The 23330-nt window shown below is 38.7% G+C and carries 19 protein-coding genes and 1 pseudogene; 9 read left to right on the top strand and 11 right to left on the bottom strand.

The window, feature by feature from the left end; translation table 11 throughout:
• Positions 1–19: 19 nt before the first annotated feature.
• Entirely contained in the window at positions 20–226 is a 207-nt protein-coding gene (locus tag GQA99_RS13525) for a hypothetical protein (protein WP_160054428.1), read from the top strand.
• Here GQA99_RS13525 and GQA99_RS13520 read toward each other — a convergent pair.
• Genes GQA99_RS13520 through GQA99_RS13495 form a run of 6 tightly spaced genes read right to left on the bottom strand, consistent with a single transcriptional unit; the run spans position 223 to position 8120 of the window.
• A complete protein-coding gene (locus tag GQA99_RS13520) occupies positions 223–465 on the bottom strand; it encodes a helix-turn-helix domain-containing protein (RefSeq protein ID WP_160054426.1) in 243 nt (80 codons plus the stop codon). The two genes, GQA99_RS13525 and GQA99_RS13520, sit on opposite strands and share 4 nt — an antisense overlap.
• 20 nt (positions 466–485) lie before the next feature.
• A complete protein-coding gene (locus GQA99_RS13515) occupies positions 486–1778 on the bottom strand; it encodes an LlaJI family restriction endonuclease (protein WP_160054424.1) in 1293 nt (430 codons plus the stop codon).
• A complete protein-coding gene (locus GQA99_RS13510) occupies positions 1765–3708 on the bottom strand; it encodes an AAA family ATPase (protein WP_160054422.1) in 1944 nt (647 codons plus the stop codon). Before GQA99_RS13510 ends, GQA99_RS13515 begins: the two co-directional genes overlap by 14 nt.
• Positions 3709–3757: 49 nt before the next feature.
• Positions 3758–4681, bottom strand: a complete 924-nt coding sequence (locus GQA99_RS13505) for a hypothetical protein (protein ID WP_160054420.1) — start codon at positions 4679–4681, stop codon at positions 3758–3760.
• Complete coding sequence (locus GQA99_RS13500) at positions 4681–6273, bottom strand: ATP-binding protein (RefSeq protein WP_160054418.1); 1593 nt, start codon at positions 6271–6273, stop codon at positions 4681–4683. The genes GQA99_RS13505 and GQA99_RS13500 overlap by 1 nt, the downstream gene beginning before the upstream one ends.
• On the bottom strand, positions 6270–8120 hold the full coding sequence (locus GQA99_RS13495) for a DEAD/DEAH box helicase (protein WP_160054416.1): 1851 nt from the start codon (positions 8118–8120) through the stop codon (positions 6270–6272). The genes GQA99_RS13500 and GQA99_RS13495 overlap by 4 nt, the downstream gene beginning before the upstream one ends.
• Positions 8121–8245: 125 nt before the next feature.
• Here GQA99_RS13495 and GQA99_RS13490 point away from each other — a divergent pair, with 125 nt between their 5' ends.
• On the top strand, positions 8246–9556 hold the full coding sequence (locus tag GQA99_RS13490) for a DNA cytosine methyltransferase (protein ID WP_373291440.1): 1311 nt from the start codon (positions 8246–8248) through the stop codon (positions 9554–9556).
• Between the two features lie 46 nt (positions 9557–9602).
• Here GQA99_RS13490 and GQA99_RS13485 read toward each other — a convergent pair whose 3' ends face one another.
• Together GQA99_RS13485 and GQA99_RS13480 are read right to left on the bottom strand one after the other, a co-directional pair.
• On the bottom strand, positions 9603–10535 hold the full coding sequence (locus GQA99_RS13485) for a hypothetical protein (protein WP_189386228.1): 933 nt from the start codon (positions 10533–10535) through the stop codon (positions 9603–9605).
• A gap of 182 nt (positions 10536–10717) precedes the next feature.
• Positions 10718–10924 (bottom strand): helix-turn-helix transcriptional regulator, encoded by a 207-nt coding sequence (locus tag GQA99_RS13480; protein WP_160054412.1) that lies wholly within the window; start codon positions 10922–10924, stop codon positions 10718–10720.
• A 137-nt stretch (positions 10925–11061) separates the two neighbouring features.
• Here GQA99_RS13480 and radC point away from each other — a divergent pair, with 137 nt between their 5' ends.
• The 4 genes from radC (at position 11062) to GQA99_RS13460 (ending at position 13708) form a co-directional block, all read left to right on the top strand.
• Complete coding sequence (radC, locus tag GQA99_RS13475; protein ID WP_160054410.1) at positions 11062–11538, top strand: RadC family protein; 477 nt, start codon at positions 11062–11064, stop codon at positions 11536–11538.
• A 163-nt stretch (positions 11539–11701) separates the two neighbouring features.
• Entirely contained in the window at positions 11702–12106 is a 405-nt protein-coding gene (locus GQA99_RS13470; protein ID WP_160054408.1) for a DUF2787 domain-containing protein, read from the top strand.
• A gap of 133 nt (positions 12107–12239) precedes the next feature.
• Entirely contained in the window at positions 12240–12800 is a 561-nt protein-coding gene (locus GQA99_RS13465) for a tyrosine-type recombinase/integrase (protein ID WP_160054406.1), read from the top strand.
• Between the two features lie 182 nt (positions 12801–12982).
• Positions 12983–13708, top strand: a complete 726-nt coding sequence (locus GQA99_RS13460; RefSeq protein ID WP_160054405.1) for a lecithin retinol acyltransferase family protein — start codon at positions 12983–12985, stop codon at positions 13706–13708.
• Positions 13709–13825: 117 nt separating this feature from the next.
• On the opposite strand, the gene GQA99_RS13455 is transcribed toward GQA99_RS13460, so the two are convergent.
• Both GQA99_RS13455 and GQA99_RS13450 read right to left on the bottom strand, forming a co-directional pair.
• Positions 13826–14494, bottom strand: a complete 669-nt coding sequence (locus GQA99_RS13455) for an inovirus Gp2 family protein (RefSeq protein WP_160054404.1) — start codon at positions 14492–14494, stop codon at positions 13826–13828.
• Between the two features lie 313 nt (positions 14495–14807).
• Complete coding sequence (locus tag GQA99_RS13450) at positions 14808–16169, bottom strand: hypothetical protein (protein ID WP_160054403.1); 1362 nt, start codon at positions 16167–16169, stop codon at positions 14808–14810.
• A gap of 130 nt (positions 16170–16299) precedes the next feature.
• Here GQA99_RS13450 and GQA99_RS13445 point away from each other — a divergent pair, with 130 nt between their 5' ends.
• The 3 genes and pseudogenes from GQA99_RS13445 to GQA99_RS13435 all read left to right on the top strand — a co-directional run bounded on the left by GQA99_RS13445 (position 16300) and on the right by GQA99_RS13435 (position 19783).
• Positions 16300–16980 carry a hypothetical protein gene (locus GQA99_RS13445; RefSeq protein WP_160054402.1) on the top strand — a complete coding sequence of 227 codons (681 nt, stop codon included), beginning with the start codon at positions 16300–16302 and terminating at the stop codon, positions 16978–16980.
• Positions 16981–17372: 392 nt separating this feature from the next.
• Positions 17373–18155, top strand: a pseudogene (locus GQA99_RS13440) (DNA glycosylase AlkZ-like family protein); the annotation flags it as partial.
• A 311-nt stretch (positions 18156–18466) separates the two neighbouring features.
• A complete protein-coding gene (locus GQA99_RS13435; protein WP_160054400.1) occupies positions 18467–19783 on the top strand; it encodes an anaerobic C4-dicarboxylate transporter in 1317 nt (438 codons plus the stop codon).
• Between the two features lie 291 nt (positions 19784–20074).
• Here GQA99_RS13435 and GQA99_RS13430 read toward each other — a convergent pair whose 3' ends face one another.
• Entirely contained in the window at positions 20075–23230 is a 3156-nt protein-coding gene (locus GQA99_RS13430; RefSeq protein ID WP_160054399.1) for a DUF3427 domain-containing protein, read from the bottom strand.
• Positions 23231–23330: the final 100 nt, after the last annotated feature.

Here is a 23330-nt window from a genome sequence, read left to right as displayed (position 1 = left end):
AACATCACCAGAAATGCTAATGAACAAAATATTTGTAACAGATCTTCCATATGAAGAAACTTATCTTGGATTTGATATTTACATTGAGACAAACCCAGATCAGTACCGCGAAGGTTTTTGTTGGTCAATAAGCCGAAATGACGAAGAACATGATTGCGGGTTAGATTTTGCAGTTCAGCAGGCTCTTGAAGCCGCTTATAAGGCCATCGAAAAGTTAACCAGCTAATCGACAGCCTTAACCATTTTTAGGTGGTTATGGAGTGTTTCAACAAATTCTGATTGACTGACACCCAAAGCTAAAACTATCGTCTCCAATGAGTCTAAAGTAATATTTCGAACACCACGCTCTACGCCTGATATGTAAGTCCTATCTATACCAGACTGTCTCGCTAACTGCTCTTGGCTTAAACCGGCTTCAAGACGAAAATCTCTCAACACTAATGCAGTTGCCTGTCTCAAAATCAAATTTATACTCCTTATCTATATTAGCTGTAATCAACTACGTTGAACAATTCATCGGTTAACTCAATCAATTGGTGATTTTTAACATAAGCTTCAAGTAACTTAATAGGATCTTGATAATGGCAATATATCGTTGGATACTGCTCACCAAGACAATCAGTCTCAGCCGTTACTATTACTCCCCGCTCAGCTACATGCGCGGCTTTGAGCTCTCCACTCCCCCCCGGAAATACGAAATGATTAGATACAGAAGCATTTACACCTTCTAGAAGAGATACCGCTTTCTGATAATAAAATTGCTTCACAAGATCTGACCACCCAGGGGCTGTATTAGGTGAGTTCGCTTCATAGTACTTAGCATCTACAACAGCAAACCGATTAGACTCAGGAAATTTAAGTACAGTATCTGTTCTCTGGCCTTTCTGAGCTACAGGGATAAACTTATCATCTATTGTTTGATATACAGGAACTGGTAATTTATTATTTACGGCGTACTTTCCAACTAGGCACTCATCTAGCATCGACTCCCACATATGGTGAAATTTTCGAACACCAATTAACACCTTACTTGCATTAGAGCCTTTTTGAACACGAAGATATTGAATTAGACTTTTAATTAAAAACATATCTCGTTCAGAGTAGGTAACCTGAAGCTCACGCTGTAAGTAAGCAATTTGTACTTCAATACTACCTAACGGCTTTGATAAGAGCTCAAGTCGTTCATCAAAATAACTAGATACCCCTAGCCAAAGCACTCCGTAGTTACTGAATAATTCTTTGATGACTTGAGCATGAATCTTTGCTGTTTCACAATTTGAAATATAACGAGATCGAGAAGCAAAAAAGTCGAGATATATTGGACCATTTTCAGTTGGATAAGAAGTGCTTCGAGCAATTGTTCGTGCCCAATTAACTTTACCAGAATTAATAGTCTTTTCTTTTACACGGCGAACATACAAGCCATTGGAACGATAATCATCGAGTAGCGAAGTAGCCAACGTGAATGATCTTCCCCCGATAACTTCATCGCCATTCTCTTGCGCGTAAATAGCACTGTCTTTATTCTGATAATATTTCAACAATGCTTGGATAAGTAGGTGACTAGATACGTCCAATTTTATATTTGAAGTATTATAATTTCGAGGAAAAAAAACAGCTAAACCATCGCAATAAGATACTACTCCACAAAAATTCACCTTGAGCATATCAGGTGCAATCAGACCTAAAGTGCGCATCTCATCCAATAGAGTTTTTGGAATATTTTTATCGGATAAAAAAATGCGGTCAGATAAATAAAGTATATTATTTTTCAGCATCTTGTGATGCCTCAGCCACCTCAATTTTCATGCCCTTTGCTTCGACTTCTCTTTCTATAGCAGAACTAAACACAGCAGAGCCTTGGATATAAGCTCGAGAAAGAGTTCCAAATGTTTTATAAGCTGAAGAAAAAACTTTATGTGGCCCTAAGTGACGTAATACGTCATCCCAAAGATAAACAAATAACTTACTATTTAGCACTAATTTTGCTGAGTCTGAGTCAATCAGCTCTGTAGGGCTTAAGAAAAATGGTCCTATCAAGCGATCTTCTGTAACACCTGTTTCGATTAAAACATCATTAATGCTTTGAGCTAATTTAGGCCACTCAATTGAAAATTGGCCATTAGCAGTTTGAATATATATTAAAGTATTAGGAACTGCTGAATTTGCAAAATTAATTTCCAGATATTCAAAACTCCAACGTCGCTTGAATGCAGTATCCAATGGCATTACAGCCTGATCACTGCTGTTCATAGTTGCAAGAATTGATAAATTCGCGGGGATTTCTAACTGTTTTAACTCGGAAATGCCTGCAACTCGCAATTGGTCGTTGATATGCGTAAGCATATCTGGATCTGCAGCATCAATTTTATAAGTACTTTCCCCTGTTGTATTTCTATCGAGTAACTGAAATAACTCACCAAATACAGCTGCTGCAGGAGCGCGATTGATTTCTTCGATAACTAAACAGATATGAGTATCTGGATGAGCTTTAGCTTTCACTAAGGCATTAGTAAATGGGCCAGGGCGAAAGAGATAAGTAACACCAGAATTACCTTCATTTTCTTTTAAAATATGAGGTTTTAAAGCGCCAACAAAGTCGCTGTACTGCGTGTCAGGATGAAAAACAGTAACAATTTTTTCAGCAACTTTATATTCTTCTGTATGAATTCTGTGACTCTTACCAGTTCCAGGAGCACCATAGAAAATTTTATTAGTAGCCCCCTTAAAATCAGGTCCAATAGATAGTATGGATGACCTAAAAAATATCTCAGTGCCACTTCGAATAATAGACATTTTTGGCCACAGAGGTGCAATAAGCGCAGATAAAGCAACAATTGATGCATCTGTATCTAATAAGCCTTTCTTTATATGAACATATTGATTTAGCAACGTTGAGTAGTGAACAGGCTTTTCAATATATTGATTATTACCAGATACTGGCGTCTTACTCAGAAGAAATGCATCTACAATACTACCCCATCCAATGAATCTAACCGTCGACTTACTACCTAGTAATGAGTCAACTTTGCCTTTTAAAGCTAAGGTTAAAATAATCATGAAAAGTAGGTCATCTGCTGAAGAGGACCTAAATACATAAGGGAGCTTAGCACTATATTTATCGGCTAGTGTTTGGTATGCGGTAGGATTCCGTGAAAAAGCATAAATTAAATCACCTAGCATACTAGAGCTAGCATCAGGAACAGGTAAGGCTTTTAATATAATGGAGCACATAAAATCATCATCCGAACGATATTTCTTCCCTTTTTTAGGGTCTTGATTAATTATGTTCTTCCCACCTAGTCGGTTTTTATCTGAACGAAAAACATCAAAAAAATTATCACGACTATAATGATCTAACGCATCTAATACTGGGTTCGATGGTGAACTACTGTTAATCAATTTATCGAAATCAACTGCTGAAGATGTAGAACTTTTTACTTGACGAAAAATATCCATATAGAGAGTAAGCAGCGAAACTAGAGGCTGAAGCTTTAATGCATATAAAAAGTAATGGCTTGGAATATAGCAATGATTGTTGTTGCCAGAAACATCAACTCGTGCTGAGTGTTCAAATACTTCAATATCTAAATCCAGCAATTCAAAAGCTCGTTTTGCCTCATCATCAAACTTAATCTCATCAAACCGCCATCCTGCTTCTGGTTCATTTTTAAACCAATTACCAACCATATTTAATACTGAAAGCATAATTATCTCTTGCCTTGATATAAAGTGTAACGGCTAAATGAGAGGCCGATTAATCGTGCTTAATCCATAAGCTGCGAGAAACGGTTTGACGAAGATTTTCTATTAGCTTCTTATTTGTTTCAGAAAACTGTCCATTCTCAAACTCGCCTAAAAAGAATAAGAACTCAGCCAATGGTTTAGACTCAACTTCGGATAGATGCCTAAGTAAAGGATGTTCATTATTTAATGTTATGTAATGGTCATCTTCATAACCAGGCTCCCAGAGCGATCCATCTGACGTTTTACCAATACGAATATCTATATTCTCAATCATAGGCGCAATAATACGGATTTTTTGCAAATGCTCTCCACGCCCAGAGCACAAGATACGAAACTCTAATAGCGCATTAAATATAATAGCCAATGCATCACTAAAACCTGCTCGATAGATGTTGTAACGATCAGAAATGACATTACCAAACATATCGGTATTGTCTTGACCAACATCTTCGCTGCCGGAAATGATATCAAACTCCTTTCTTACTTCACGCGGCATAAAAATTCGGGCATATTTTTTACCTTGATGCTGAAGCGCCTCTGCAACTTTATCACTAGAGAACTCAAAATTATCAAGCCCCAAAATATCTGCAATTTCATAGGTCATACGGCTGGTGGCCGAATTTCTTGTTAAGTGATTTTTAAGCCACTCTTCTAACACTGAAACCTGTTTTTTTAAATCTCCATTAGGAAGATTTTTAACCTCAATACCTAAAGTGTCTTCGAAAGATGCATACTCGAGAAATACGATTGAACTTGCCGCGACGTGATAAACATAATCTGTCACTATTTGATCAGACTCGTTAAAAATACGGTTAAACAAATCAATTGGCAGAGGGATTCGATTCTGCCAAAAAATCAGCCCATCAACTCGATACTTAGAACTCTTTTCATTCAAATAACGTTTAAAATCAGATAGATCGTATTGATAGCTCATTAATCTTCCTCTGCATCTGGTAGTTCTATACTCAAGTAACGCAATGTTTGGCTTACTTTTTGTCTAAACCCCTTTAAGGTATGTTGATTGGTTTCTGAGAACTCACCGTGCTCTGCATTTGACAAGCTCCATAGAAGCATATCAAGAGCTTTCATAGCTTCAACATTATCCTTACAGACGTTATACATTTTATGAAAATATGGATGTGACTTACCTAGCGTTACACATGTATTACCTTCCTCATCACATGAAGGTTCCCATAAGTCACCACCAATTAAAGATTCTTCTTCATGAACTCGAACGGTTCTATCATCATAGACTCGGATACCCTCAATGACAGTAGGTTCCATTTGGTTCTGATTACGAATAGTAACAATGTCACCTTCAACCTTAATGTCCGAATTTTTAGTACTCTTTTTATGTTTATCAATCGCCTTGTCAGCCGGTCCGTGTACACGGTTTGTTGACGCTGAGATTAAACGAACTTGGTCTTTAAGGAGCTCCTGTCTCCATGGAGAAATTAATCGTTTTAATTCATCTCGAATTTCAATAGGAATAATAACTCTACTCTTTCTAAAATCGATATTAAAAACATCATCAAGCTCATGGCTAAAATTTAGTTCTACTCGAAGTCGAGTGATCTTACTTTCCTTCTTATACATTCGATGCGGCCAGCCATCATGCCATATCAGACGTCCCTCCCGATAGATGTAAAGCCCTTGATTATCAAGGCTATATCTCGCATAGTCCCTTTCGCTAAAATCAAGTTCATTCTGAGACGGGATAATGGCGCCTTTCACAGTAAAAGATAAAATTTTATTTGCTACCTCAATTGGAACCGTTTTCTCCCTTAACACCCGAGAACGAACACCTTTAGTTGAGTTGTTTAATTCAGAACATAGTGGATCCCAACCTTTTAAGTTAAATACAGGTGCATCCACGACCTTCATTGAAATAGTAACGTCTCCAGAATTTAAAAATTTAAAGAATACTGCGCTAAGCTCTGTAGATAGTTCTTTCCCGAGAGACTTTATCTCTTCTCGCATTTGTTTATCACTGCCCATTTTTACTAAACGATCGATGTTCTCCCAAATAATCATCGTCCCATTGGGCTCTTTAAAGTCAGTGAGCGCATCATAATCATCGCAATACAGGCTAGAGTCTGGGGTTTCAAGCTCCCAACGATCAGAAGTGATAATTTTATCGATATCCCAAGCACGGCCTTCATTACGTCCATCTTGATGGGTCAACACCACTAAGCGGCGGCAAAATGCTGTTGATGCTGTTTTAAGCCCCATTCCAAATTTGCCTAAAGACTTAGGGTTAGTTCGTCTTGGAGAACCATAGCGCATAGCACTTTTCAACTGTTGTTGAGACATGCCATCCCCATTATCAGTGATTATTACCCTAAATTCCCCCATCAAATACTGAAGCTCAACTTCTACTTTGGTAGCGTTTGCTGCAATTGAATTATCAATTATGTCTGCAAATGCAGCTTCTTTTGTATAACCCGTATCTCGTAGGCTCTCGACTAATCTAGCCGCTGATGGACGAAAGTCGTCTTCCTCTGGCAAATCTATCTTTTGATTCATGATTCTAACGTTTCCAAATATGCAAGCATGATTTGCTTGTCTGTTTCTTTATCATCAGTAACTGAAACGACTCGCTCACTAAGCTGCTGCTTTAAACGAAGACGTTCATCAATCTTTTCTTCTATGGTATTGGCATAGAACATGTAATAAACATTCACAACTTGCTCTTGGCCGTTTCTCCACGCCCTAGCAGTAGCTTGCTCTTCAAGGGCCGGATTCCACTGCCGACTGTAATGGATCACATTTGTTGCGGCCGTAATATTGAATCCCATTCCAGCTGTTTTAGGATGTAAAAGTAATACGTCGAAACCATTCGATGCAGAGAAGTCGTCGATTAAGGGTTGTCGCTCTTCATTAGGCGTTCTTCCATCAATAATGCCAGGTGAAACTTTATATCTTTCTTTGATTGCACCTTGGATCAAATCAATTGCCTTGTGGAACGTCGCAAAGATGATCACTTTACCTTTCGCATTAGCAATTTTGTCGAGTTGAAGAATTAACAATTCAAATTTTGCACTATTGGCCTTGAGTGTTCTCACGTCACGGCTAATTGATGAATCAAGTAAAGCAGGATGAGCAGTGAACTGCTGTAGCTTATTAATCAAAGGCAGAATCCCACCAGCACCATTCGCTGCATCATTCTTCATTTCATCAATGATCAAGTCATAGCGAATAGTTTCTTTTTCGCTAAGCGATACTGCTGTATGGATATCTAACCTTTCAGGCAATTGTTTTAATACATCTTTTTTCATTCTGCGTAGTGTAATTTGTCGAAGGCTATTTTCAAGTTCATCCAAATTTTTATTTAATGTGTCAGCTATATTTGAATCAACATAGGTACTTTTGAAATCTTTTTCAGTTCCAAGGAAACCAGTGAATACTAAATCAGACAATGCCCATGCATCCATCAAACTGTTTTCAACGGGAGTTCCTGACATTGCAACAATAACACCAATTTCTAGGCGCCTAGCTGAAAGTGAACGACCTGATTTAGGATTCTTTAACATGCTAGCTTCATCAAACAATGCAAGGTCGAAGTATATTTCTTCAAACATAGCAATGTCAGAAGACATAGTGCTGTATGGCGTAATAATCACGTTGTAATTATCGAATGCTGAAACGACACCTCTCCTTTGATTACCGTAATGAAGATATGGGATAATACTAGGTGCAAAAAATCTAAATTCTCGAACCCAGTTATCGATAAGAGGATTTGGAACAACAATAAGAATTTTACTTTTAGGGTTCTTTTCTAACACATCGCAACATAAAGCAATGACTTGGGCTGTTTTCCCAAGCCCCATATCGTCTGCTAAAATTGTACCTACTGCATTTTCGGCACAAAAACTGAGCCAATTAACACCAGCTTCTTGATATGGATAAAGTGATTGAACAAACAGTTTTTTGTGGTGAGACTCTTTTTGTTGATTAGTTCTTAGTTGCTCAATAAGATCAGAAGGAATTTCAATAATTAACCCCTCTTGAAAAAGGGTGCGAAGAAGTTTAATTAGTTTAGATAAAGATAAATCACCGAATGCAGCTTCCAAGAATTCATTTATCCTTGAGCTAACAAAACAAATTCGGCCTTCGTCTAAAATAAAGTAGCCATACTTTACTAAAGCATTAGTTTGCTCCACATCCAAAGGTCGGTCTCTAAAATGCAGGGTAAAATTAGGTATAGGCGCAAGCTCAAACACAAATTGTATTTGAGCAGGACGTTTCGAAATAACAAATTCGGTATCGATACCATCTGATAAAACAGAGAATCTTCCAAGTCTAAATACAGCCTCTGGAGCTACCACCTTACCTTTTTCTTCAATTATGCCTTCATTGATCTTGTAACTCATTTACAATCCCTATAAATGCCAGGTTAAAAACCGGATAAAAACTTGCACTTTACCATGTATAAATATACAGTAATGCCACTACCAGGTTAAAAACCGGATATATACAAAGTAATATGGTGCTAAAATTGAACACTTCAAACTATATCAGAGAGTTACGACAAAATCTTGCGCTAGGTCAACGTGAACTAGCAAATTTGATAGGTTTAGGAAAAGACGGCGAACGGACGGTTAGAGGTTGGGAAACCGGAGAGCATAAACCTTCGCCACTAAAATGGGGGAAAATTGTAGATCTTGCAAAAGAAATGCAAAGTTTCTACGATAACGCCCCCTTAAAACAAGGAAAAATTGAAGAAGCTGACTTTCGCTTTATTGACCTTTTTGCTGGTATAGGGGGTATCCGTTACCCTTTCCAACAACTAGGTGGTCACTGCGTATTCACTTCTGAATGGGATAAGTTTGCCCAAAGAACTTATCTAGCTAATTACGGTGAAATGCCAAATGGAGATATCACTAAAATTGCAGCTAAGGATATTCCAGATCATGAGATTCTTCTTGGCGGTTTCCCATGCCAGGCATTTTCTCAAGCAGGTTTGAAACAAGGATTTAGCGATACTCGTGGAACTATGTTCTTTGAAGTTCAGCGTATTTTGACAGAAAAAAGACCAAAAGCTTTTTTACTTGAAAATGTGAAGCAACTTAGAGGACATGACAAAGGTCGCACGCTCAAAATGATCCTAGATATCTTACAAGGTAAAAATGAACAGGACATTCCAGAAGATATTCCGATGAGCGAAGAAGCACGTAATGCTCTAGCTGATAAGTTGAATTACTGGGTGGATGTTCGTGTATTAAGGGCAGGTGATTTTGGTGTGCCACAAAACAGAGAGCGAGTATTCATAATCGGTTTTGATAAGAACCAGTTTCCAAATGTTGATTTTGATAAAGCATTTTGTTGGCCAGAGCCACCAAAGACTCCTACATGTGTTGGAGAGATACTTCAAACCGAACTAGAACTAAAAACTGATCAAGAAAAATATGGAAAAGACCGTTTTACTATTTCAGATAAACTCTGGGAGGGTCACCAAAAACGAAAAGCTGGGCACAAGACAAAAGGTAATGGTTTTGGTTACTCATTAGTCAATGAGTCTAGTGAGTACACTAACACCATTAGTGCGCGATACTACAAAGATGGCTCTGAAATCCTTTTAGATCAAAGTCACTTAAACAAAAACCCTCGAATGTTAACACCACGCGAATGTGCTAGGCTTCAAGGGTTTCCAAAGAATTTTAAAGTTGATGCTGTATCACAAAACCAAGTTTATCAGCAGTTCGGGAACTCCGTATGTATGAAAGTGATTGAGGCAGTTGCTGAGCAAATGGTGAAAACTCTTACCATTGCAGAACAATCTATTTGTAAGCAACGCAAAGCAAGCTAGCCTCATATAAGCGAGCTTTACCAATAAAGTGAAGCTCGCTAACAACCTAGAACTTTAAAGTGCTTCTTTTCTGAAGTTCTACATCTAATAGCGATTTAATATCATCTCCCAGGGTAGAAAGTTTACGAAAAAATGCGGTACCATTAATATTAAGAGGCGGGACATTCCCTTCTTTTGCATAGAAATCTTGGACTTCTGTGAATGTAGTTGTACTATTTTCATGCTGCTGTTGAGTAACAGCTACATCCGGTAGATAAATAGCAAGAAAACCCGCCTTCTTGAGATTTCTAATTTTATGCGATGATATAAATTCATCGGAAGCCTCAAAAAAACCAACCCCGACTAAATCGTTATTAAAGCCTGAAGCTAAAAGCCTTTCTCTAGAGAATCCCGATTTAACTGAGAACCAAAGGTTATTAGGCAAAGACATAAGAACAAAGTCTCCATAAGACTTTGTATCATCTTGAGTAGTTTGAAAAATATCAGGACTTTGAGACACAATGTCGATAGCTCGCTTTAATAGCTCCTCAGAGACAGCACCAAGTACTGATACGCCGCCCTGAACCTCATTATTCCCAGTTACTTCGCGTAAGACTCTAGTCCACCGTTCTTCATGCCTCAAACGTAAATCTCGTTTGAAGTCCGAAATATTACCAAAATCGACTTGCTCTCCCCGAAGCATAGAGAGAGCCTGGACTTGATATTCAGCTCCAGAGTGAATATTTTTTAGGAATAAGGCCAACTGAGGTACTTTTTTCAAGACTTTAGTCTTAATTCTTTTTCTCGATAGGTCTGGGGTTATATGTTCATCGCACGCGTCACAATTATAGAAATATTGTCCTTGTACATCTGCAACAATTTGCTCATAAAGATCTGCTAGTTCACCACGATCTGCATAATTTTTGACTTCCTGATTAAAGTCCTCTTGAGTGAGAAGAGGAGCAATACGCTGTATTTCATTAAAATCTTTTTGATTCATGATTCATTAATTTGGTATATTTTTATAATAAAATTATCATTTTTTCTTTATTATATCCAATTAATTAGTGCGATTTACAGAAATGCGAGTCGCACTATTTGCGGAAGAGAGAAGTAGCTTACATTGGTATAATCAACCATAAGGCTAAGATATATCACTATCTGCAGTTTCTAATTTTATCGCTATTTCACGAAGACTTTTTCATTCAGTAAGTCCCGCTCTTCTATCCTATCTAAAATCCAATCTTGCACTTCGCTTTCGACCCAGGCTACCGCTCTTAAACCAAGGCTTACCGGTTTTGGGAATGTTTTATCTGCAATGTAGTTATAAATAGTCGAACGCCCTAGCCCAGTGCAATCCATCACTTCTTTCAGTTTAATTAGTCTCATTGTGAATTCCTCATATTTGATTCACAACATGGGGAACTCTGGTAAATTTTAACTTTGCAGATCATCGTTTTCGAACGGATTTCAGCTATATATCACCTATGTGCATAAGCAAACTAAATCATCAAAGGAATCTCGTTATGCACAAAAAATCAAATACAAACTCGAGTGAAGCTTGGCCAAAAACCTCTTTAGAGATACTTCAGAGCGCTGCAAATATCATTGCAGAAAAGCTCAACTATCAAGACGCATACACCAATCCACAGACAACAAAAGACTTTCTGACATATAAGCTAGGCGGTTATGAAAGAGAGGTCTTTGGTGTAATGATGCTAAATACACAACACCAGCTAATTGAATTTCGTGAACTGTTTTTCGGCACGATTGATGCTGCTAGCGTATACCCTAGGGAAGTCGTGAAGGCTGTACTTGAAGTGAATGCAGCTGCAGTTATCTTTGCTCATAATCATCCCTCAGGTGAGCCAGAACCCTCACAGGCAGACAAACAGATAACAAAGAAGCTAACTGATGCTTTAGCGCTTATCGATGTCAGGGTATTGGATCACATCGTAGTAGGCACAACACCAGTGTCTTTTGCCGAGCGAGGATTAATATAGCCATTGCCTTGCGCTCCCTGTGCTAACGACCGCTGATAACACGTCATTTGCTAACACATCTATTTCTTTCTACTCCCACTACTTACCCGCCACCAGCAAACAAAGGATTAAGAGCGCATGCCCTTAATCCTTTGCTGTGCTGTGTGTTATTTAAGGAACTCATATGACTATTTCAATTGATACCAATCAAAGACCAGCAATGCCGATTTCTTTCTATCAATTGCTGACGCAAGAACTGCTGAACACCAGTCCAAAAGATGCCAATGCAATCACCTTATATTTTCGTGATCCTGACTATTCACCTGAACGAGGTGGATTTCATCCTGTTGAGGTAAGGCTTGAAAAGCAATTTGATCATTGGCGTTTAGTCTATGTGACTGATTTTGCCTTTCACGGTTATGAATTAATTAAGGACATTGATATCTGCTTTAACAGCAAGCAGGTCTATAGCTCACTTGGTGGGTGGATAAACCATGATGAGGGTGAAGAGCTCATTGAGCTATTTAGCAACAATTTCCTCAGTTATCACCATATGGATGTTTACCAAGTTCAAGTCGCATTGGGTTAAATATCAGATTCAAATCCAAGTTCCCATATTGGTAAAACGGGAACTTGGAAACCCAGCAATATCAAGGGGTGTAAGCAATATTACCTTTTGAAGTACTCAAATCGTCTTTATAGCTCAAATAAGGAACTTGAACATGGCGGAAGTACAAGCAATCAAAAAGCATGAAACCATTCAACTCATTGGCCACTTATTGGAAATGCGCTGTAGTAAGCAAATGGCTGATATTTGGAATATCGGCCTTAATCTTGCGCTACGGATTTCTGATTTATTGGCTATCCAATTTGATGATATCCAAGGAGAACGCCTCATTGTCAAAGAAATGAAGACAGGCAAGCAAGCTAACATCAAGCTCAACCACAAGGTGTTAATGCATATTCAAGATGTCAGGGCTGAATACCCACAACATATCTACCTCTTTCAGTCCTTCCGTAATCAACAGTCTAAAAATATTAAACCTAGGCCACTCACTCGACGTGCTGTTACCAAAGCATTTGCGTTAGTAGGTGAAGAACTAAAGCTAGCGCTTGGCACACACTCAATGAGAAAGACCAGAGGCTACCATCTTTACCAAAACACTAAAGATATTGGTCGTGTAATGAAGATGCTAAGACATAGCTCTGAGGGAGTAACACTGCGGTATATCGGCATTACTCAGGATGATGTTGATAAGGATTTTGTTGAACTGGAAATTTAAATATTTGTTATTACAACCACACTAACCATTAACTCACATCACTGACAAAAACCTTACAGCTAATAGCTCTGCCTCATGTGACTGAAGCTTGAAATCTCCCCTCTAAAACTGATTAATAACTTCACTTGTACTACATGCGGTTATTGCTATTAGCTCATTAAGCTTTTGATTAAGGAAAGCATATGAACTCATTTCAACCTGGCGATCACCTTGTCACTAATCTCGATATCCTTGGGTTAACAAAGCACCATGGTCTCTATATTGGTAACCATAGAATTATCCACCTAGCCAAGAGCGGCACCATAGAAGAGATAGACAGTGGGTCCTTCTCTAATGGCAACTCTATCTGGGTGAAGAAATCGACTTATTTTCCAGATTTAGCAATCGAATATGCGCTAAGTAAACTAGGGTGTACTTCATATAATCTAGTCACTAATAATTGTGAACAATTCGTCAATGAATGCTTGGATGAACAAAGAACATCCAATCAAGTAAGTAATGTCTCGCATCTTGCCATTCAAACCGCTGCAAGGTCAGGATTACTAGGCAGAGCAGCATCAAAGGTGGCTACAGGTACGATAGCAAACGTCGCATTAGCCTCTACTGCAGCTAAGATGACCGGTGAATACTTAGGTCTACCCGATAACGTCAATACGGTATTGGGTACGCCTGGTGACCTTGTGGGTAAGCCATTGGAATGTTTATTCACTGGTACCACTCGAACACTAGAAGATAGTTATGATTGTCTAGCTAAAGGTGAGCTGTCGAACGCAGGTATTAAACTAGTCACTGGTGCGATAGAAACGGGTACAACAGCGTTTATATTTACCCCTGTTGTCGTCACTGTGACAGGAGCTAAAGCTGGTGTCGAATTAGTATCAGATGCCTGGCATTGGTTATGGGATTAATGTCTATATAACATTAAGAGAGAAAGTGGATATAAGGCCACTTTCTCTCTATTTGGTTTCTTTTACTTCTGACTCAATAACTTGAAATATTGAGCTCTGTACTCAGTTACCAATGCCTTATATACGACTATAACCAAATGAACGAGTCCTATCACCATAATGCTTAGTCTCTAACTTGGCAAAATAACTCAATCGATAAAAGGCGGCATTAAATATCAGCGGGTAATCCAGTGCATTCTTATTAATATAGTAAACGGGCTTATCCCTGGGGAAGTGTACTAAACCTCTGGCACTGTATGCATCTAGGCCTAACGCACTGGCCCAGGCTTCAACTATCTTGGTACTCAAGTTTTGCCCACTATGATTGAAATCACCTAGATGATTATAAGCATCGTTATTAAGCAAGATAGCCACATGGTAATGGTCCGTATCAGCATCAGCTCGCTCCCTTGCCCAAATATGACGCAGAGTACAACGATGCACCCGCTTACCCTCACGTTGCTTGATAAGCCTATCATGTTGGATTTTAGCGTTCAGAGATTTAAAGAACTTGCTGATCACTGTTGAATCATAAACCGTTGGTGAGTCGTGAAAATTAAGCTGTGGTAGATGCAAATCAAACCGCACCATAAAAGTACGAGAGTGATCATTCTGAGCAGTCTGTAAGGTCTGTAGAATAACGCTTAAATATTCAGCGCTTAGTGGCTTTGGATAAACATTGAGGCCTTGATATTGACCATTCTTGATGACACTAAGGTTAGTGTTAGAGATGTGACGTGTTTGCATGTTGAAATTCCATATAGGTTATTGATTCATAACTTATATGGTTCGAGTATTTTTCAACCTGCTCGGCCTCTTTACATATTCTTCAGAACGTACGGTCTAGAACACTATCTAACTAGATAAGACAGTAGTATTAACAAACCGACAAACCTAGTCCCTGAAACACAAGGCATGCTTGGACATTTGAGCATTCAAGACAAGGGATCTATGGGGTTACGTTACTCGACAATTAAACTAAGAAAGAATTATACGATATCTAGTCGACACGGGTACTTTTACTCGAATTAGAAAATGAAATATCAGATCTCAAGTAACTTTATTGAAACGAATTCTTTTTATCACCCAGTACTAATGAATCGTTATCGATTAGTTCATTATCAACAACAAGAGCTAAACGAGGGAGAGATTGGCTAGACTGACTAGCTATTTCGAAGATAGCGTTGCTGACATAAAAGCCACCAGTCTCGTTTACTTTACTAGATTTGTCTTTATCCTGAATATCTAAATTAGTGTCAATGTTGCTTAATCTCTTTTGCGCTATTAGGTATTTAGTAGGGCAATAAACTATATCAATAATTGTTGAGTTATATTTCTTCTTAAAAAATGCAAGTTGAGCAATGATCTCAATAAGTTGATAGGATATATTGCGAGCTAGCCGTGTATAGAATTCGTCCACAACAGCTAAATTTGCTTTATTCGTTGCCCATTTATTAAAGGCCTCAAAAGAAGTGGGCTCCTTGTCGTCCAAGATAGACGGCTCTCCATTGTGAGCTTTAACTGGAAGATATAATTTCAGAAATTCGACAATCTCCTTTGGTGACTTGGGCTGATCTTTGTAATGTGGGCCTGTAAATAACCTAATGATAAAGTGAAACAAAGAAATCAAGTGAGGTCTTAAAGTGTGATGATTTATAGCTGCATGACAAAAAGCACTCATCGAACATAAATCAGGCTCAATCCGTCCGTCATCAAATGCCTTTTTGACATTTATAGAGTTACTTGTTAACAGCATGAATAAGTTAGCAGAACTGTGCATATCTGGAGAGAACAACTGGTTTTCAAAGGTTAATGGTAAACCTAAATTAGTAACTTGAATATTTTCATTAAATTGATTGATACAGTAAATAAATGGACTTTTCGCAAACAAGCCACAACCACGATAAGGTTTTGGAGCAAAAACACCTGACAGCTTCAGGGCTTTAGAGGCATTTTTCTTAATAGAATTAGTATCCATACCAGTAAGCACTTTGAGCACTGATAAATGTCTAGTTAAATCAATATATGGTTCTTGGAGTAAGATACTAGCCAGTACCAATATTCGTGTATTAAGAGATTCGTTCAATTGCAATGGTTTCACTAGCCAAGCCTCAAAAAGTCCCAATACCTCTGAATTTATTTGGCTAGCCAATTGCAGGTTTACAGTTGCCTGTGAAAGACGATAAGTGGGGGCTGAACTTGAGTTATAAAGGTGTGATGGCTTTAGGCTATTAATATACCCTTCATTCACAAGATAGTTTAGTGAGCGATTAAAGGTTGTTTTAGATACCCCTATCTGGAGCCAACTCTCATTTTGTTTTGGTACTATGACTTGTGCACCATAGGAAATGTACCATCGCAATAAAACAAAACGCATACTAGGCGTAGCGCCCGTCATGCTATTAAGTAAATTTTTCAACATTCATCCCTAATTCTGCACGTATAACACTCTAAAACCCTATAAAATGCACCTTACACACTTTTAAGACACTAGTAATTCTACTAGTAATTTTGTAAAGTATCAAAAATAATAGCTAATATCATATCAAATTATGGAAAATATTTTATCTCCTCAGGACCTCAAATCTTTGTTTTATTTTCTAGACTCAAATACACCAAGTGAAATCACATGGCTAAATAATTACATAAGAAAGCAAGGATATGATGGGTATAAATATGTCCATATTAATGGGCTTATTAGTTTTTTGCTGAAGTCAGGATTACCAAAGAACTCCCAAAGTTGGTTTACTTTTGCAGACAAAATGAAAAAAGCTTATCGGACTCGCCAAACAAGAAAAGGCGAAAATAGAAAGAAAATGCTGAATGTGACATTAGAACCTAGTTTACTAAAGCATCTAGATACCGAACGCAAAATGTATGAATTTTCTAGAAGCCAGTTCATAGAAATGATTCTCGATGGGACAATACAAGATCTAATGAAGATTCAGGAACAGAAGCATATAGATAATGAAAGAAGAAAAAACATCCAAGAAGACAAAAGAATAAGCGTTTTAACTCTAAAATCAAATAATAAACAACTACAGATCAATGAGCTAACTTGCGAACTAGATAGAGTGAATAATTCATTAGAAAAAGTTCAAGAAACACTAAGCTACTTTTTTGAAACTATTCAACAACGCGCAATAGTTAATAATGAGTATGATCTTAAAACAATATTTGAACTTCAAACCCGCTATCAAAATGCAATGTCAATAAATATAAAGCAAACCTAAACGGTGGGTAATTTGGCGAGTAACACTCAATAAAACAATAAAAATAAAGATATCTCAATGTTTTATATCATATTTTTTAAAGTTACAACATTCAGATCCAAAACGTAGAATAGATTCTCAACCTGAACGCATTAACATTAAGCCCAGCATTTGCTGGGCTTAATGTTTGTTTTTTCCTAGGTTATTTCAGCCAGTACTGAACTATTATAATGTGTAAACAATCCAGCTTTACACGCCATAGCGCGTAAGAACAACTCACACAATGATTAACTCTTACTACCAACATCCAGCAATCTTATAATCAGCCGCTGGTGTACTCTGCTATAAAAGTTGGCCTACAATGGCCTATCACCGTGTTTTAACTCGCTTACCGCATTCAATAAAGGCTCTTAATGACCAACCCTTACTCAGCCACACAATGGTTACAGTTAAGTATGCAGCAACAAGGTTTGCTGCAGCCTTTTGAGTCATTGCCAGCGCTATTGCAGCAATTAAGTTATGTGCAAATAGACTCTATTAATGTGGTTGAACGCGCGCATCATCATGTATTGCATAGTAGGTTGCCACACTACGCCACCAGCATGTTAGATCAGGCCATGGGCGACAAAAGTGTGTTTGAATCTTGGTCCCATGCAGCGGCATACCTACCCATTGAAGATTATCGGTTTAGCTTGTATCGCAAGCAGCAATTACAACAAGGCGACAAACATTGGTTTGAGCCTGAACACAAAGTCATGCGCGAAGTAAAAGCACGTATTACGGACGAAGGGCCACTCAACGCCAGTCAATTTAAGCACGACGCCGACGTTAAAAATGGCGCCTGGTGGGATTGGAAACCCGCTAAAAAAGCGCTTGAACAATTGTTTATTCAAGGCGAGTTAATGGTGGCTAGGCGTGATAAGTTTCAAAAGGTTTACGATTTAACCGAGCGCGTGTTACCAAGCCATATAGATACCACAGTGCCCAGCGACTGCGAGTTTGCTCAGCATTTAATTAAGCGTTATTTAGTGGCTCATGGCTTTGGCAATTTGCAGCAAATTCAGTACCTGCGTAAAGGCCTTAAACCACTACTGACCAAAACCTTGGCGCAAATGTGCGAACAAGGCGACATTGCCAGTTTTACCGAGCCACACACCAGGCAAGTTTACTTTTATACCCGCGTTTATCGATGCCATTAAGCATTACAGCAAGTTCAACAATTGTCAGCGCTGGCAATTAGTGGCTTGTAACGACAAAGCCATCGGTAAGATGTTGCTTAACGCCTGCCAATAATTAACCCTGAGTATTGCAAAACACCTTTCCCCTGCCTTACAAGATCTGCGCTGCACTTAAATCAGTATGCAACCTTGTTCACGTTTTACACATTTTTCAACTTGGCAATTCAATAGCTTGAATTAAGTCACTAACCGCAAATTCGTTGTGAGATACCTTCAAAAGGCTAAAAATAATAACAACCTACATAATTCCTATATGGGGAGAACACACGATGTTTTATATACACATGCTGCTGTTACTAGCGGTGATATTTATTGGTATCCGCCATGGCGGTATCGCGTTTGGTTTACTCGGTGGTTTAGGTGTATCAGTGCTGGCATTCGTGTTTGGTATCGCGCCTGGTTCCCCACCTATCAGCGTGATGTTAATTATTCTGGCGGTAGTGGCAGCCTCGGCAACACTTGAGGCAACTGGCGGCTTAAATCTGTTAGTGAAGTTTGCTGAAAAAATACTGCGTAAACATCCTGAACATATCGTGTTTTTAGGCCCTTTATGTACATACTCTTTAACCGTATTGGTTGGTACTGGCCATTCGGTTTACCCACTTCTACCTGTTATTTACGATGTAGCCTATAAAAAAGGCATTCGTCCTGAACGCCCATTAGCGATGGCAACTGTCGCCTCGCAAATGGGCATTACCGCCAGCCCAATTGCCGCAGCTGCTGCGGTTGTATTGGCAACAGCGGTTGATAATAACCTTGATATCAGCTTAATCGATGTGCTTATGGTGACCATTCCTGCAACCTTAAGCGGTTTACTTGTCGCCTGTACCTGGAGCTTAAAGCGCGGTAAAGATTTAGACAAAGACACCGAGTTCCAAGCACGCTTAGCAGATAAAGATTTCCGTGAGTCGTTAATCGACCCACAAGATGACGATGCTGAAACCCCAGCGGCACAATCAACGGCTAAAAAAGGCTTAATGGTATTTTTACTGGGTATTCTTGCGGTGATTGTGGTCGCCATGTTTAGTAAGCAAATACTGCCTGCTGGCGTAAAAATGTCGGTCGCGATTCAGTTTATGATGCTGTCTGTTGGTGGTGTCATATTACTCGCCACCAATGTATCGCCCAAAAAGATTGTTACCAGTAATGTATTTACTGCCGGTATGACCGCGGTCATCATCATTTTTGGTATTGCCTGGATGAGTGACACTATTATCGAACACCACAAGAGCTATTTAGTCAGCGCGGTGAGCGACATTGTCAGCGTGTACCCATGGACATTTGCTATCGCGATGTTTGTGTCATCTATATTCTTAAAAAGTCAGGCGGCGGTATTAACCATTATGTTGCCTTTAGGATATTCACTCGGCATCCCAGCACCAGTATTAATTGGTGTACTGCCAGCGTGTTATGCTTATTTCTTCTTCCCATTCTACCCAAGTGACTTAGCGGCAATTAGCTTTGATAGAACCGGTACCACACACATTGGTAAATACGTGCTCAATCACAGCTTTATTATTCCTGGGTTTATTGGTGTAATCACTGCAACTGTTGTGGGTTACTTTATTTCAATGGCGATTAATTAATCTCAACTTATATTTGGCTTTGAGTTTTGGCCTAAGAACAAAGCGGTAAACCGCTAGTGAAGTGATTAGAAAAAGTCACTAGCATCAATAAAATGGCAGCCACATTGGCTGCCATTATTGTTTTTAATCATTGTGAAAGGCCTAAAGCGTCAAGATTGGTGACTTCGATATCAGCAGGTTTATTTGTTGGTTCGCCCACCATATCGTCCTCTGCAACACGCCGTAAACCCATCCATGGGGGCTTGACGAAAACATCCTGTTTTCAACAGTTGCCTATGCCAATATGGTTGGCTACCCGATAGCTAACTTGGCAGTCTCATGCCACATAAAATCGGGCATCGGCTCATCAAGTTGCCATGTAATATTCATCGGTTGTGACCCTGAATGTTTTATATATTTCACAAAACCAAAATTAACAAATCCCATGGTACGGCCGTTTTCATCTTTAGCTTGTTCTCGTACAAACAAAATCAATTTTCGTCCCATTTTTTCGTGCTCGATATAGCCCAAACCTCTGCCATACTCTGGTCTTGCACTATTTTGAGATTGCCAATGAAATAGCGATTCATTAATCGCGTAATCATGATACATAGTAGTCGGTGAAAATTGTTTAACAGATTTTTTCAAGGTAACAAATAGTAGTTCAACATTAAGCGCCTTAAGGACTAGAACACCTTCACGAGCTGTCGATTTCTTGCTAAAAACGCTTGCGCCACAGGCGGCGAGTATTTGCTCTCGGGTATATCTAGAATGCACTTTCAAAGATGGAATTGCTGGGATCTGCATTTCAAGTTCATTATGATGTATACGCTTAAAAAGTAACGATATGACATCAAGCAGTTCAGCTTGTAATTGTGTATGCCTCAAGGCGGCTAAGCTTTGCTTTAGGCTAGTAAAGCCTAGCTCGGAGCCCGATTTATCCCAGAAATTATAATGGCACATTAATGCAAATTGGCACTGAATTGTATTCGTATCATCAAAGCTAAAATTGTCGATAATGAGCTGCGTTAAAAACTGTAAATATGAAATAGAATTGCAGCCGAGCAAGTGATAATTTATCGCACGATAGTAGGCTTTAGCTATGCTCATATCTACATGTGGCTCATTAATTTGATTTTTACTTGCGCTCTCAACGAGTTCTAACCAACTCATTTTTAGCTTATAAATATCTTCTAACTGTACGTTGGGATGAAAGCGTAAAAAATTAGCCAAGTTTAAGGTTAGTGTTGTTTGATGCTCAAAATTATTAATCAACTGCCGCAACCTGCTCGCATTCATGGTGGCACGGCTAATGTTTCGCAAAATCATTGCCTGAGCCTGTTCTTCTAACTCAATTCGGCAACCTAAAGGCAAATGAGGAAAATCACTCGTTATCTCATCTGTAATAGACTGATTAGTTTTACCAACAAGCGCGCGAAACTTTTGTGAAAAGTCATATTCATCACGAGAATTACCCACAAAATCCAATACGGTACAGCACTGTTTATCATCGGTTAAACGCAATCCACGTCCTAACTGCTGCAAAAAAATAGTTAAGCTTTCGGTTGGACGTAAAAACAATAAAGTATCGACTTCAGGAATATCGACACCTTCATTAAAAATATCCACCACGCATAATATATTCACATGACCGCTAATTAAACTTTGGCGTTTGTGTTGCCTCTCATGACTGTTATCACTCGTAAGCACATCTGCACTAATACCGGCTAAGACAAACTTCTTCGTCATGTATTCTGCATGTTCTTTGCTAACACAAAACGCCAGGGCTTTGATCTGACGAATATCAGTGACTGTATCGTTCAAGCTGCGAATAATGCGCTTCACTCTTTGCTCATTATGAGTATAAAGATGACTTAGCTCTGCGATATCATATCGCCCTTGATGCCATTTAATTTTGCGAAGATCGGTATCATCATCGATAGCAAAGTATTGGAAAGGACATAAATAGCGCTGATTAATGGCTTCGGGTAAACGAATTTCCGCAGCAATGACTCCACAAAAGTCATCTAGTATATTTTGCCCATCATGGCGCTCCGGCGTAGCAGTTAACCCTAATAAAATATTAGGACAAAAATGTGCTAGCAATCCACGATAGCTACTAGCCGCAATATGATGCACTTCATCTATCACAATATAATCATAAAAATCAGCGCTAAGTGGTAAATTGTCCAATTGCAGATTCAAGCTTTGTACCGAAGCAAACAAATGACGGTAGCTATTCGGCTTGTGCTCGGCAACCCACAATTCACCAAATTGGTTATTCTTCAATACACCACGATACGCAGACAAAGCTTGTTTAAGTATCTCCTGCCGATGAGCCACGAATAAAAAATTAGCTTCAGGATATTGTTTATAAAAGCGGGTAAAATCAAACGCTGATATTAGGGTTTTACCGGTCCCCGTTGCTGCTACAACGAGATTTCTAAACCGCTGGTGTAATTGACGTTCAACATTTAACTGCTCAAGAATTTCTCGCTGATGTGCAAAGGGCTTTATATCAAAATGAAATGCACTGTTATCGCTAAATCCACCCTTAGCTTCTCTTAACGCCTCATGAAGTTTGTTTTTAGCTTCAATATTGCCATCAAATAATTCAAATTCACTCGATTGCCAATATGATTCAAAGGTATTGAGAGATTTATCTATAATGTGGGGAATTTCTTGAGTGGTTATTTTTAAATTCCACTCAAGGCCACTCGTCAGCGCAGAATGCGACAAATTAGATGAGCCAATATATCCAGTGTGAAATCCTGTTTCACGTAGAAATAAGTAGGATTTGGCATGCAGACGTTCGCGCTTAGTGTTGTAACTCAATTTAACTTCTGTATTTGGAAGGCTTGCTAAAAACTCCACAGCTTTAGCATCTGTCGCGCCCATATAAGATGTCGTGATTATCCGCAGGGTTTTGCCGCTTCGAGTGAACTCTTCCAGCTCATTTTTAAAAATTCGAATACCGGCCCATTTAATAAAAGACACTAACCAATAAATTTTATCCGCTGAGCGGATCTCACGCTTAAGCTCAGTGTCTAAAGAAATACCCGCGTTACTGCCACAAAACAACTCGCTTTGACTTAATCCTGTCAGCGGATAAATGGCCTTCGTAAATTCAGGAAAGTCAGTTGATATCGGGTTTTTCTTTTCAAATAGCGCCGTCAGAATACGGCCTTTACTATCAAGCAAGTTTTCAGATATCAATTGCTCATCTTGAACATGATCTCTTAACCAAAGTACTAATTTGTTAGCAAGATTAATTTGGTTTACTAATTGATTATCGCCTTTAGGGACGGCTTCAATAGCATACTCAATTATGTTTGTTAAAAACCTAGATAGCCAGACACTCGCCTCAGCACTCTCAAGTGGCCTTTCCCCTAAATAGAAAACATCACGATCTATGCTTTTATCTATCAGTTGAGTAATGAGCTTTTCATATATACCAACTTGTTCCATGTCGGATAAGCCTTTAAAAGTAAGGAAGATAAAAATATACCATAACAATATTGTTGCATGGACTATCTAAAATTTAATATTTATCAATTGAGTACGGTAA

This window comes from Shewanella litoralis (assembly GCF_009828585.1).
GTDB lineage: Bacteria > Pseudomonadota > Gammaproteobacteria > Enterobacterales > Shewanellaceae > Shewanella > Shewanella litoralis.
Note: the sequence above shows the minus strand (reverse complement) of the source record. Positions and strands in the feature narration are given on the sequence as shown.